This window comes from Rubripirellula obstinata, from assembly GCF_001642955.1.
GTDB lineage: Bacteria > Planctomycetota > Planctomycetia > Pirellulales > Pirellulaceae > Rubripirellula > Rubripirellula obstinata.
Map to the genome: position 1 here is coordinate 77,871 of NZ_LWSK01000011.1, position 13,579 is coordinate 91,449.

A 13,579-nucleotide genomic window follows, 5' to 3' on the forward strand; every position below is an offset into this window, starting at 1 on the left:
CGTAACGCTGTTGTCGCGTTCTGTCCCTGTCCCCTTTTTCCGAATCCCGTTTCAAACATGCGTTTTCTGATTTGTGTTGCTCTGGCCGCGTTCTTGGGTGCAGCGGGTGCCTGGGCTTTGAACCACAATCGATTTGGTTATCGCGAAGCCAAGTTTGGACCCTTTGATCTGGCGGGCGAAGTCAACATTGACAATGTGACTGAGCATGTCACGTTCAAATCCGAAGGTCCGGGCCTGTACGGAAGTGTTCAACTGATTGGTGAATCGCGATTCGATTTTGGCGTGATGGCTCCTGGAGCCGAGGGTGAGCATCTGTTCAAAGTCAAAAATGTTGGCCAGAAAGAACTGAACCTGCGGATCGGAGCTTCGACCTGCAAATGCACCGTCGGCGACCTGGACAAATCGTCGCTGCAGCCCGGTGAAGAAACCGATGTCAAACTGTCGTGGACCGTCAAGCAAGGCGTTCGAGAGTTCTCGCAATCGGCGCAATTGATCACGACCGATCCCAAGAGTCCCGCGGTCACGCTTGAAATTATTGGGAAAGTCGTTGGCGATTTTGAGTATGTTCCCGACGTCTGGACTTTCAACGAAGTTGCGACGGGCGAGTATTTCGAGATCATCGGCGAGGTGTACAACTACACCGACAAGCGGATCGAGCCGGGCGAGCTTAGTTTCAGCAACGATAAACTCACCGAACTGGCCGAGTTTGATATTCAGCGGATTCCTGAATCGGAATTTAAGGAAGTGCGCGAGACGGCGATTGAGGGTTTTCGTGTGACCACAAAAGTTGCCCCTGGATTACGGCAAGGAGCGATCTCGCAAAATCTGCTGCTTCCGTTCACTTGGATTGGTGAAGAAGAAGGCAGTTCCGATGACGCAGCCGAGTCATCAGATCAACCCACCTTGGCGATCCCCACGCGTGGGCGTGTCGTCGGATCGATCAGCATGATTGAAAGCAGCAAGTTAAAAGGTAGTCCTGGTGGCGGTTACCAATATGACTTTGGGAAAATTTCGCGAGATGATTCGCTGACGGCAAAAACCTTTGTTGTGCTAAAGGGAAAAGAACGCGACAATACGACCTTGCGGGTTGGGAAAACTGCGCCCGAAGGAGTCGTCCAGGCAACGCTTGGGGAACCCAAAAGTCGGGGGTCGATGGTACTGTACCCCCTGACCTTGGAGCTGATTCCGGGCAAAGATCCCATTGAACGGCTCGGTAAAAACAAGGATGACTACGGAAAGGTATGGATTGAGTCCGATAACCCTTTAGTATCGAAAATGGGGATTGTGCTGACTTTCGCCATCCAGCCACGCTAGAAATCTCGACGAGGTGTTGGGACGAGGTGTTGAAACGGATGGCGGCCGGTTGGTTTTTCTGATGCGGTGTCGTCCAAACAAGAAAATGCTAGCGGTAATTTTTTGATGAGTCTTGAAAGCCTGCCAACACACCAAACCACTGCCTCCATCGTGAAACGACATCTCGCATTGGCGGCGGTTTCTGCAATCACGACGCTCGCATGGGTGGCGATCGCTGCGGCAGTGTTCGCGCTAACTAGTTGCTTGGTGGGCTGCGTCCCCGCCGATTCGCTGCCCGTGTCCGAACCTGGCGACGAACAGTTTTCAGTAAAAATGCCGGGCGTCGCGTCTGGTAATTCGGTGATCGCTGAAGGGGAAATGTCGAGTGAAATTGCTGCTCCGCAATTGGCGAAATCGACAAAGACCGATGCCAGCACGGTCGCTGTCCGATTGAACTTGGTTTCCCAACCGGCCGACACCGAAACCAGCATTGAAAACAGCATTGAAACCGCGACTGAAACCGCCAGCGATGTTGAGGTCATTCCTACGCCAAAGGGCAAACCCGAATCCGACGCGGCGATCCGCGAAGCCAAACTGGCTCGGGCACTGGAAATGGAACGGAAGGCGTCTGAACCGAAACCGCCTTCGATTAAGGCACCGTCAATCAAAGCGGATTTGTTGGCGGGCGCTGAACCTGAAACCTACAAAACTTGGGACATGCCGACCCTGACGCTGGTCTTCACTGGCAACCAACACGGTTACATCGAACCCTGTGGATGCACCGGGCTGGAACGACAAAAGGGCGGTGTCGCACGCCGGTTTTCGTTCCTGGAAACACTCAAACAAAAAGGCTGGACGCTGGTCCCGATGGATGTCGGAAACCAAGTTCGCCGATTCGGACAACAGGCGACGATTAAGCTGCAACAAAGCGCTCGTGCTCTGACCGAAATGAATTACCAAGCGGTCGGCTTTGGTCCCGAAGACATTCGCTTGGGCGTTGGTGATTTGTTGGCGGTCGCGGCCAGCGATTCGCCCGAGGATGCGTTGTACGTTTCCGCCAACGTGGTGCTGTTCGATCCCGAGATGCTGCCGCAAACAAAGGTGGTGGAAAAGAATGGTATCAAAGTTGGCGTGACCAGCATTCTGGATCCCGAAAAGTTGACCGTCGATCCTGGTGCGGAAGTCATCATCAGCGACATGGTGCCGTCGGCTCAGGCCGCGATCAAAGCGTTGTCCGCGAAGTCGCCGGATTTCAAAGTGCTGATGTTTTACGGCAAGGAAGAGTCCGCCGAAAAACTGGTTCGCGAAGTTCCTGGCTTTGACCTGGTCGTTGTCGCTGGAGGCTACGGGGAACCGACCTACCAACCCGCCGCGATCAACGACAGCGAAACCAAGATGATTCTTACGGGTGCCAAAGGCATGTACGCCGGTCTGATCGGGCTGTACGCGAAACCTGCTGCTGAGCCCGACGCGAACGCTTCGGCAGCAAAGCCGACCATGAAATATGCTCGGGTCGCTCTAACGCACGAATTCGCCGACGCACCCGAAATGCGTGGGCTGATGAAGGATTACCAAGATCAATTGGAAAGCATCGGCCTGGATGGTTTAGGCCTGATGCCGCCGATTCCTCATTCGTCCGGCAACAAGTTCGTCGGCACCGCGACCTGCGGCAAGTGCCACACCGAAGCACTGGAAGTTTGGGAAGGCACGTCGCATGCCTATGCGACCGACAGCATCGTTGAACCGCCTGAAGAACGCGGCGATGTCCCACGACACTTCGATCCCGAGTGCATTAGCTGCCACGTGACCGGCTGGAATCCGCAAGAGTATTACCCGTACGAAAGCGGCTACACATCGTTGGAAGAATCCACCCACTTGCTGGGCAACGGTTGCGAAAATTGCCACGGCCCAGGCGCCGAGCATTCGGCCGCCGAAGCCGAAGGGTCCGACGCGTCCAGCGACCTGCGTGATCAATTGCGAGCAGCAATGCGATTGCCGATGGACAAGGCTCGCGAGAAGTGCATGGAATGCCACGACCTGGACAATAGCATCGACTTCCACGAACCCGACGCCTTCGAAGATGTCTACTGGCCGCAAGTCGAACACTACGGTTTGGAGTGATGTAGCGCGGGGCCGGTTACTACGGGAAACTGGGAAGTTAATTCGGGACAGTTCCTAGCTCATGCGACTTCCCGAGCGAAAGGCGACCATGAAAAGTCGCATGATCCTAGACGTAGGTGTCAAGATTGAGCGCAGCCTCGACGGCTTCTTCGTATTCCTGGTCGGTCATTTCCAGGATCTCGCGCATGTTGGCGAGTAGCTTTAATTTCGAGTCGCTCATTTCTGGGTCAGCGGTCGCGGCCAGGAACATCGCTTGCAAGGCAGCAGCAGCTTGCGAGCGGTCCCAATGTCGCGAAACGGTTAGGACGTAATTGGACGCTTCGATTTGATTTTGTTGAGCGATCGAACAGAGTCTTCCGATCTCATCACGGTCAACGTCTCGCTGTAGCAACCGCGCCGAAAGCCGTTGCAGCGAGCCGATTTCCGCTTCGCTAATCGTGCCATCGACCAACGTCACCAAAACGGCGGCCCGAATCGCTTCCTCGGCAAATTGGCTAGCCTTGGAAGCTTCGTGTGATTCGCGATCCATTTCCAGCACCGATACATCCCAAGTTGCACGGCACTCGTCGCATTGGACGAAGAGTTCCGGCGCGGCAACGGGAACCGTCGGAATAAAGTACAGCGTCAAAAATGGACGTCGAGCACGCAGGCGATAAGTCTGGTCGACAGCGCATGACGGGCAATAAAAATTGCCGCGATCGCGAGTCGTCGAAATGTTCATGGTTCCAATCAGGATCATGATTAGCTTATTCCAGGCTCAGTGTTTTGTTCATCGAATCGTTTGGTGTACGAAAGTCACGCTGGATCACTTTACCCGCAAATCAAGCAGAGTTCATCTTTTTCTCGAAGCAGGTTTGAAGGAGAAGTTTCACTCATCGCCCAGGTTCGATTCTGACGATAACAACGGATAGGCCTCGCCCTACCCGTTTTGTGAAACTCGTCGTATGTCGCTTCTTCCCGTCTCAACTTCGCGCACCAGCACACCGCTGAGCAATCAGCGATTGTTGTTCCAATTGAACAATGATCAATTGCAATTGCAGCGTCAATATGACCAACTTAGCACCGGACAACGGGTTTTGCGGTTGTCGGATGATCCGGCTGCTGCCGGCCGCGCGATCACTTTGCACCGGGGAATCGACCGGTCGGAACAGTTGATACGAAACACCACCAGCACGGCGAATTTCTATCAAGGTGCCGACTCTGCACTCGAACGCGTCGACAATGCACTGATCCAGGCTCGTGCTTCTGCTGTCGAGGGAGCCCAGGGCATTATTTCGGATGACGAACGGGCGGCGATCGCGACTTCCATCCAAGAATCAATCAATTCGGTTTTCGCAGCGGGAAATTCTGTTTTCCGAGATCACCAATTGCTGGGTGGTTTCCTGGACACGGACGCGGCGTTTGCATTCGACGGCAAAGACATCTTGTTTCAAGGAACCGATGCGGTTGCACGAACCAAAGTGGGCGCAGGGATCCCGACCGCGATCAATGTCAACGCAAGTGAATCGATCGGGGCGTTTGCGACGTTCTTGGAAGGCGATCCGCTTAACGCTGCCCTGGATGAAAACAGCCGACTGGTTGACTTGCGACGTGGGCAAGGCGTCACGGCCGGCGTGATCAAAATTTCAGGCGGCGGGAATTTCGTAGACATTGACTTGACCAATGCGGCAACGATTGGCGACGTCGCATCGTTAATATCAGAAGTAGAGCTGGACGGCCGCCCCATTGCGGCTTCGCTGACCAGCGACGGAATCCGCATCGAATACGAAGACGGATTGGCCGGAACGATGGCGATCACCGATTCGGTCGGCAGCACCACGGCTCGCGAATTGGCGATCGCGAATCCAACCGGGTTGATCGCTCCGCCGATCATCGGTGACGGTCTTTCGCCGCGTGTTACGCTCGGAACCAAGCTAACCGACCTAAATGACGGCGCGGGATTATCGCTCGGATCTGGAATCCGAATCGACCAGGGCGACAAATCTTTTACAGTCAACTTTGATGACGCAGAAACATTGGGCGACGTCATCATCGCAATCAATCGAAGCGATGCCGACGTGAAGGCTGAACTGAACGAAGCCGAAGGTCGAATCGTGCTGCGCAGTTTGCGTAGCGGTGTGGACTATTCGATTGGTGAAAACGGCGGCAACGACGCACGCAGTTTGGGGATTCGTTCAGCGACCGAGGAAACGTTGCTTGCCGATTTGAATCGCGGTCGTGGTCTGCGTCTGAATTTTGACGGTCCGGATTTGACGATCGCTCGACCCGACGGCGTCGAACTTGATCTGGAACTTGAAGGCGTTGAATCGATTCAAGACGTCATCGAGTTGATCCGAAACCATCCGCAAAACCAGGATTCGCGTCGAGTTCTGGTTGATCTAAATGATGTTGGAAATGGATTGCAATTGAAAGCACCGCCCGGCGCAGATCCGCTGACCATTCGCCAAAACGGACCCAGCGATGCAGGCATTCAGCTTGGGCTGATTCCGCCTGGTCAATCGGAAGTTAGCGGCGGTGTGGTGGGTTCGGTTGATACGATTATTGGTCAAGATTATGTGCCACGCGACGCCGGCGGAGCGCTCGATACCCTGCTTCGATTGCAGCGAGCGGTCCTTGCGGGCGACGTTCCGGAGATTGGTCGGTTGCAGGCGAAGCTGGACACCGACCTGGATCAATCCAGCCGGACGCGAGGGCGGGTTGGCGTCTGGGCTAGGAATCTGGATGCGTTGCAGGAAACGGCCGAGAGTGACGTGATCGCAATGAGAAGTCAGTTGTCCAATGAAATCGACGCTGACCTTACCACCGTGATCAGTGATCTGAATCAAAGGCAGGTCGCATTGGAGGCTTCGCTGCGTGTGATCGGCCAAACGTCTCAATTGACGGTGCTGAATTACTTGTAACTTGAATCACTTCGAATTCTTGTCGTGATTTCGTCGATTGATCAAAGTGATCGTGCCGATAAAACGGGTGAGTGCGATCGGTATCCAACCATCGCCGAATTTGACAACGGGTTTCACACGGCAGGAATACGACCATGCGGATCGAAACGAGACGCTTCGGTACTTTGCAACTGAACACTGACCAATTGTTCTTGTTTCCACAAGGATTGATTGGCATGGAAACGCTTCGGCAATGGGCATTGTTGCCTGATCCGCAAAACCCGTCGGTTGCATGGCTGCAAAGTGCGTCACGCGGTGATCGTGCGATTGCATTGGTCAGCCCGCGTGCCTTTTTCGATTCGTATCGCGTCCATGTGACTCGGCGAGAATTGGAATGTCTGCACATGAAACCTGGTGCCGAGCTGTACATTATGACAACCGTTTCAGGTCACGTTGGCAAGCTAACGACGAACCTACGCGCACCGTTGTTGCTGAACCTAGACCGGCGTTTGGGGTGTCAAATCATCACCAACGACAGCCAACCGTTGCAAAAGAGCTTGCCGCTGCAGTCCGCTGGAAGCGCCTCGGACGCCCGCTTGGCCGCGTAGCTTGACGGTCCCTGCCCGTAGCTGACCCCGCCAGGGTTCAGTCGAGCTGCGCGGAATCTAAAGTGTTTAACCGCGTGGGCATCGCCCCACGCGTTACGATCCGCACGACGCGCGGGGCGATGCCCACGCGGCTAAACGAACTAGCACGTGTTTTCCGGGACCACAACTCTTCACGGCGTTGGGCTGAACCCCGGCGAGATCAGATACGGATGGATCGAAAGAAATTCGGCAATTCCCTGTGCATCTCTGCGCATCTCTGTGCATCTCTGTGCATCTCTGCGCATCTCTCCGCGCACATCCGCACCGATCGTTTGTGTAGCGCTATGTGCGGTATTCGGCACGACCGGTATTGGCGGACTTGTTTTCTAGCAAGTCAATAAAGGCGGCAATCGCGTCGATCACTTCTTTTGTCGCGAGGCGGTTTTATTCCATTCTCGTAGCCGAACGTTTCGGGGCCAACGAGAGCCCGCGAGTTTATTCATTCACCTCTCTTTCAGAAGAAGAGGGCACCATGCTGGTCCTATCCCGCCACCGAGACGAGAGCATCATGATTGGGGACGACGTCGTTGTGACGATCGTCGACATCCGAGGCGACAAAGTTCGTTTAGGCATCGAAGCACCCCAATCGATCCCCGTCCACCGTCAAGAAGTTTACGATGCGATCCAGCGGGAAAACCGCCGAGCCACGCAAACCGGCAACGGCGCGACCAAGGATATCCATCCGCCCAAAAAGTCTTAGGACTGTCTTGAAATAAACCCGTAGCTGATCCCGCCAGGGTTCAGTCGATCTTGACCCGATCGTGGACTGAACCCTGGCGGGATCAGCTACGTTTCTAATCAGTCTCTTAGGTCTCGGAAAACACGTTTCTGAAGCGTCAAGATTCTGGGCCGACATTTCGCATATGGTCGGCCGTTCTCGCAAAGTTGACTCTCAACTGCAGTGCCAATTCCGGGTCAGTGATCAATTCTTCGATCGCCTGACTCATGCACAGCAGCCATTGATCGCGTTCATCTTCGCCGATCTGAAATGGCAAGTGCCGCCTGCGAAGCATCGGATGTCCGTACTGCTGGACAAATAAATCTGGTCCGCCAAAAAAACCGGACAAGAATTTGAACAGCTTTTCTCGAGACGACTTCAAATCTTTTGCATGAAGATCCCTGATCGTTTTTGCTTCTGGCAATTGGTCCATCAGGTCGTAAAACCGATCGACCAGAGCTTTGAGGCCTTCTTCGCCGCCCAGGCGTTCGTAGGTAGTGATTTCGTTCATTACTTGGGTGCATTCTTTTACGTGACATTTTGGTGCAGGTGGCGAGCCGCAATTCGCCCGAATTTTATCGAGCTGGCGATGAACCGCCATTTCTCCTGCACTGTCATTTCTCCTGCACTGGGCAAAATTTGCGGTTTGACGCTTCCCGCAGTGCGGTATCCGAGCGACAATACGGGGCCAGGCAGAATTTAACATCCCCCGCGACGAAGTCGCATTATCGAAGGTTTCCAAAACGTGCCCAATTTATCTGCTTCAGGCAACCAACTCGTCCAATCACTCGCTCAGCGACACGGCTTGTCGCCCGATGCGGTGACGCACATGTTGATCGCAGTCAGCAACGGCAATGGAACCATGGCCCAGTTCAACCACCCCGAATTCGGCGGCGGCGGACAATGGATGCAAGGCGGAATGACCATGGTCAGCGACTTGTTCAACAACTACCTGAAGAACCAAGTCAACAATCTTTGCAGCGACATTGCAAACGAACTAGCCAACCATCAATCAGCTCCCTTTAGCGGATCGTTTCAATCGCAAAGCCAGAACGGTTCGTCCGCTCAATCGCAGGCGGCTGGTTCGATGGGATCGGACAACAGTTTGTTCGTTCCCGATCCTTCGACAAATTGGTGGCCCAAAGAGTTGGGATCGCCCGCCGCGATCGGATCTCAAAACCAAACTCGCTACGCCTACTTTCCTAACAGCCGTCGATTGGCCGTGACCACCGGCGGCGAAGCTTGGGTTTACGATACGCTCAATCACCAGATCGGCGGTTTTTCACAGCAGCAAGGCGTGGGCGGTTCGATCACTTTCAGCAGCCAATTTGGAACCGTTGATCTTTCCTCGCTTCCCGTCGTTTCGATTGGCGGCGTTCCGCAAACAGCTCCTAGTCAGCCAACGCCTCAAAATCCTGCACCTCAAAATCCTGCACCTCAAAATCCCGAACCCGCCCCGCCGCAAGCATCCGATAACTTCCAATCGGAACCCGACCAATCGATGAACAACGCACCGCCGATGACATCGTCCCAACCATCCAATGGCAACGGTGACAACGACGACGTGATCGGCAAACTTGATCGATTGGGTGCGTTGAAGGAAAAGGGCTACATCACCGACGAAGAGTTCGCAACCAAAAAAGCGGACCTGTTGGGGCGTTTGTAAGCCAGCATTTTCTCGCATTCGAAGTGCATGCGGGCTTGAATTTGATGGATTTGCCTCGTTGGCATCTGGTATCCTGAAACGATGGCTTTCATCGGCCATTTTTCGGAATCGGGGCATCGAACGAGCGAGGTGACAATGTCGAGGCAAACCAGTCAAGAAGATTACAACAGAACATTGGTCCTGATTCTGGCTGGTGTTGTTGCGTCGCTGGTATTCATCGCAGGCGTAACGGCGTTCGCTGGCTTGCGTTACTTCCGCGAACTGAAAGTCGCTGAAGAAAAACCTGGAATGTCGCAGCCCATTTCCGAGGTAACCGATTCAACCTCGCCTCGTTCGACAACGGTTCCAACGGTCCCAACGGTTCCCGTTTCACCTCCGGAACCGAGCATCGTTGAACCAGAACAACCGCAACGTCCAGAAGAATCAAGGGTTCGTTTAGTCGAAGATGCCGAGCCTAATGAACCCGACGCCCCGGAACCGCATCAGCGTCTGGATTCTTCTTTGCAGTATGCTTGGAAACCGAACGACAAGCTCGTTTACGATTTCAATGTCACTGCGGAAATCGGTCCCAAGAAACTTAAGTATCGCGGCCGGAATTCGATTCAGGCGACCGGCAAACGCCCGGCTGTGGAAAACGTCGATGATCAAACGGTCGAAGGCAGCGGCACCGGGTTTGTCATTCATCCCGACGGCTTCGTCGTCACCTGTGCTCATGTTGTCAAAGGAGCCCGCGCGATCAGGGCGACTGTCGGCGGTCGCACCGTCAACGCGATGGTGATGAAGATGGACACTGAAAACGATTTAGCGATCCTTCGCCTGGAATCCAAACGACTTCCCTACTTGAAAATTGCTGATTCCGATCGAGTGCGATTGGGTCAGGATGTTCGTGCGATCGGTTACCCGATGATGGACGTGCTGGGGAAGACGATCAAAGTGACCAAAGGAGAAGTGTCGGGACGCGGCGGACCAGCCGGTGCCGATGGGTTGCAGATTGACGCAACGATCAATCCCGGCAACAGCGGCGGCCCACTTGTTGACGCGTCGGGTCGCTTGGTCGGTGTCACCAGTTCGATGTTGGCCGGCATTGGGATCAACGAAGTTGGGTTTGCGGTCCCATCAAACAAAGTGATCGACCTAGCCAGAGAACTTTCCATCGCGATCGAAATGCAAAACGAGTCGCCGACGCTTTCGGCACCCGACATTGTTGATCTGGTCAAACCCGCGACGGTGTTGTTGGAAGTCAGCGTTGGCCCGGGCGGCGCTGGGATGGAGTCGCCGCACGAACTGAAATTCACAGGAAACTGGTACGAATCAACGCCTCCGACAATGGGTTCGTCGATGCCAACGATGCCCCAGCATCGACATTTTAATGGAAAAATCCAAGTCACGTCCTCCGGCGAATCGATTCAAGATGACCCAAAGGCGATGCTGCCTCTGTTGCTGGGAAGTATCAGTCGCGTGGGAATTGAAACGTTGCCAGATTCAGCACCCGGACGCGACGTTTCCACTCAGATGATTGTGATCCAGAGCCCCGAAAGACGACAACGCCGATCACAGTTTGACCCCTATGGATTTGGAAGTTTTGGTCCAAGGCATCGGCCACCGTGGATGCGAGAACGAGAGCCAGCACCGGATAGCACGAAGGCGTTGCTGGGAACGGAATCGACAACGATCGTGCTGGGCGAGCCAACGAGCAGAGGAATCAAGGTGCAGAAATCTTATTCGTTAACGGTCGGCGGGGAATCGGACCAAGAGCCACCGTTGGTGATTTCGGGGTCCGGCGACGGCTGGTTTGATCCGGTCGCTGGCAAGATGATTGAGATGAAATACACAATGTCGATCAAGGTCAATGACGAGAACATTACGCTGCGGATCCCCGTGACGATGAACTACCGACTTGTTGACGAGCAAACGCTTGCCAAAGAACGGATTGCAAGCCAAGAACGGGAAAAAGCCCGAGTTGAAGCCAGGGCCGAAGCCAAGGCGAATGCCACTCCATCAACGACCAAGAAATCAACCTTCCGGTCGCCCGTCGTCACGACAAGTCGGACGAACCAACAGCTACCAATCGAAAGCGTCAAGAACGCACCTCAATCATCCAACCTTAGAAGATTCAATTTCAACAAATGAACGGTTACCCAGGGTTGCGAGTCGTTCTTTCGTCGCTCGCTTTTCTAATCGGCATCGCAGCTTCGGCAACGGCAAGAAATTGGTCTGACCGCACGGGCAATTACAACGTCGAAGCTGAATTGGTGACCGTTCGTGATGAAAAAGCTTATCTCGAAAAGACAGACGGACAGATTACGAAGGTTCCGCTGAAACTGTTAAGCGACGATGACCTGCAATTCATCGCGTCGCTTCCGCAGTACGAGTCGCAAGTGAAACCACTTTTGTCGAAAGACAATTCGCGATCAAAAGCCGCGGCCAAGACAAAGACGTCAACACAGATGGCAACGATCGAGGTCGATGCCCCATCCGATTCAGGATCGATTCGTCAGTTCCGGTCACAGCGCTGGGGCTACAAAGGATTGGTGTTCTCCAGCGACGGTGGATATTTATTCACGCTTGGAAACGACAACGTGACGGTGATGGACGTCAACGCATCGACTCAGGTGGTCTACCAAATCGGAAGCGGCAATCGCGAAGCCTTAGCGATGTCGCCCGATGGAAATCGGTTGTTCGCCGGTTCGTTCGACGGAAGCGTTCTGGTTTGGCAATACGATGGACGCGGTAATCTAAAACCCGAAAATGAGTTTTCGATTCCTCACGGGCCGGTAAAGTGCATTTCAGTTTCGCCCGATAACAAGCACGCCATCAGCCTCCATTCATCAGGTATCGCTTGTCTTTGGGAAATCGATTCGGGAGAAGTCGTCGGTCGGTTTGACGGTTTCAGCTTTCATTCTGCCGTTGACGCAATGTTCAGCAAGCGCGGCGGACAAGCGATGGTTTCCGACGGCCGGGTCGCCGCATTGATTGATGTATCGAGCCGTAAATTTATCCAGCAAATGCCTCTGGCATCTGGCATCGGTCAATTCGTTGCGTTTGCACCGGACGGAAGTTCTATTTCCGCTGGCCGTTCTTATGACATTCAAACTTTTGCGACTCAACGAACTTCACAACCGACCATCAGTGACGGAAACGAAATCGCCTGGTCAGCCGACTATTCACCCGGCGGACGGTTGCTGGTCAGTGGCGGCCGACAAAAAGTAATGCTCTGGAACGTAAAATCCGGCATGCAGGTTCAGAAGTTCGATATGGGTGACAGCGGGTACGTGAAGCACGTCGCATTTTCACCCGACGGAATTCATTTTGCCGCGATTGGCGCACCCCTCGGAAAACTAGTCGAAGTGTTTCGGCTTCCTGATGAAGAACGCGGACGATAAGTCGTTTCAAGTAGGCCGTAGCGAGTGGAGCGAGTTACGGCAATTGCATCCGCGATTCCTTGGTTTGCCGGAACTGCGCAGCCGGAACTGCGCAGGGCTTGTTCCGGCCTACTTCAACACGACCTTGTCCAACACGTAAACTACCGAAAACCAACCACAAACGAGAAAGCAAGATGACAGAACGAGCAGTACTAGCCGGCGGGTGTTTTTGGGGGATGCAGGACTTGATCCGAAAGCTTCCCGGTGTCGAATCGACTCGAGTTGGTTACACCGGCGGCGAAGTCCCCAATGCGACTTACCGAAATCATGGTAACCATGCCGAGGGCATTGAGATCAATTTTGATCCCGATCAAATCAGCTACCGTACGCTGCTAGAATTCTTCTTTCAGATTCACGATCCAACGACCGCCAATCGGCAGGGCAATGATCGCGGCCCGTCTTATCGATCCGCAATCTACTATGTTGATGAACAGCAAAAGCAAACGGCGATCGATACGATTGCTGATGTGAATGCATCAGGGCTATGGCCGGGCAAGGTGGTGACTGAACTGGAACCGGTCAGCGATTTTTGGGAAGCGGAACCCGAGCACCAGGATTACTTGGAACGCATTCCAAACGGCTACACCTGTCACTTCATCCGGCCGGATTGGGTTCTGCCAAAGCGTTCGTCAGGTGTACAGTCCAACGCCGTGAAGTGATTATAAATCGTTTAACCGCGTGGGCAGCGCCCCGCGCGTATCGCCCAACGCCGTGAAGGGTTTCTAAATTGTTTAACCGCGTGGGCATCGCCCCGCGCGTTCGGGCCAGCACGACGCGCGGGGCGATGCCCACGCGGCTAAACGAACTAACCCGTGTTTTCCGGGACCAAAACT

11 protein-coding genes are annotated in these 13,579 nt (G+C 54.1%); 9 read left to right on the forward strand and 2 right to left on the reverse strand.

The window, feature by feature from the left end:
* Positions 1-57: 57 nt before the first annotated feature.
* Both RC85_RS05725 and RC85_RS05730 read left to right on the forward strand, forming a co-directional pair.
* A complete protein-coding gene (locus tag RC85_RS05725; protein ID WP_068259699.1) occupies positions 58-1,314 on the forward strand; it encodes a DUF1573 domain-containing protein in 1,257 nt (418 codons plus the stop codon).
* Positions 1,315-1,419: 105 nt separating this feature from the next.
* A complete protein-coding gene (locus tag RC85_RS05730; protein WP_084422375.1) occupies positions 1,420-3,414 on the forward strand; it encodes a multiheme c-type cytochrome in 1,995 nt (664 codons plus the stop codon).
* A gap of 106 nt (positions 3,415-3,520) precedes the next feature.
* On the opposite strand, the gene RC85_RS05735 is transcribed toward RC85_RS05730, so the two are convergent.
* Positions 3,521-4,153: a tellurite resistance TerB family protein gene (locus tag RC85_RS05735; RefSeq protein WP_068259704.1), complete on the reverse strand. Its 633-nt coding sequence runs from the start codon at positions 4,151-4,153 to the stop codon at positions 3,521-3,523.
* A 205-nt stretch (positions 4,154-4,358) separates the two neighbouring features.
* Here RC85_RS05735 and RC85_RS05740 point away from each other — a divergent pair, with 205 nt between their 5' ends.
* The 3 genes from RC85_RS05740 to csrA all read left to right on the forward strand — a co-directional run bounded on the left by RC85_RS05740 (position 4,359) and on the right by csrA (position 7,640).
* Complete coding sequence (locus tag RC85_RS05740) at positions 4,359-6,314, forward strand: flagellin N-terminal helical domain-containing protein (protein WP_068259707.1); 1,956 nt, start codon at positions 4,359-4,361, stop codon at positions 6,312-6,314.
* 134 nt (positions 6,315-6,448) lie between these two features.
* Positions 6,449-6,901 carry a flagellar assembly protein FliW gene (fliW, locus tag RC85_RS05745; RefSeq protein WP_068259710.1) on the forward strand — a complete coding sequence of 151 codons (453 nt, stop codon included), beginning with the start codon at positions 6,449-6,451 and terminating at the stop codon, positions 6,899-6,901.
* A gap of 511 nt (positions 6,902-7,412) precedes the next feature.
* Positions 7,413-7,640, forward strand: a complete 228-nt coding sequence (gene csrA, locus RC85_RS05750) for a carbon storage regulator CsrA (protein WP_068259742.1) — start codon at positions 7,413-7,415, stop codon at positions 7,638-7,640.
* 136 nt (positions 7,641-7,776) lie between these two features.
* On the opposite strand, the gene RC85_RS05755 is transcribed toward csrA, so the two are convergent.
* Positions 7,777-8,169 (reverse strand): group II truncated hemoglobin, encoded by a 393-nt coding sequence (locus RC85_RS05755; protein ID WP_068259712.1) that lies wholly within the window; start codon positions 8,167-8,169, stop codon positions 7,777-7,779.
* 234 nt (positions 8,170-8,403) lie between these two features.
* On the opposite strand from RC85_RS05755, the gene RC85_RS05760 reads away from it, so the two are divergent.
* The 4 genes from RC85_RS05760 (at position 8,404) to msrA (ending at position 13,405) form a co-directional block, all read left to right on the forward strand.
* A complete protein-coding gene (locus RC85_RS05760; protein ID WP_068259715.1) occupies positions 8,404-9,324 on the forward strand; it encodes an SHOCT domain-containing protein in 921 nt (306 codons plus the stop codon).
* 81 nt (positions 9,325-9,405) lie between these two features.
* A complete protein-coding gene (locus tag RC85_RS05765) occupies positions 9,406-11,454 on the forward strand; it encodes a S1C family serine protease (RefSeq protein ID WP_068259718.1) in 2,049 nt (682 codons plus the stop codon).
* Entirely contained in the window at positions 11,451-12,707 is a 1,257-nt protein-coding gene (locus RC85_RS05770) for an SHD1 domain-containing protein (RefSeq protein WP_068259721.1), read from the forward strand. Before RC85_RS05765 ends, RC85_RS05770 begins: the two co-directional genes overlap by 4 nt.
* 173 nt (positions 12,708-12,880) lie before the next feature.
* Positions 12,881-13,405, forward strand: coding sequence for a peptide-methionine (S)-S-oxide reductase MsrA (msrA, locus tag RC85_RS05775; RefSeq protein ID WP_068259724.1), 525 nt, complete (start codon positions 12,881-12,883; stop codon positions 13,403-13,405).
* Positions 13,406-13,579 lie beyond the last annotated feature (174 nt).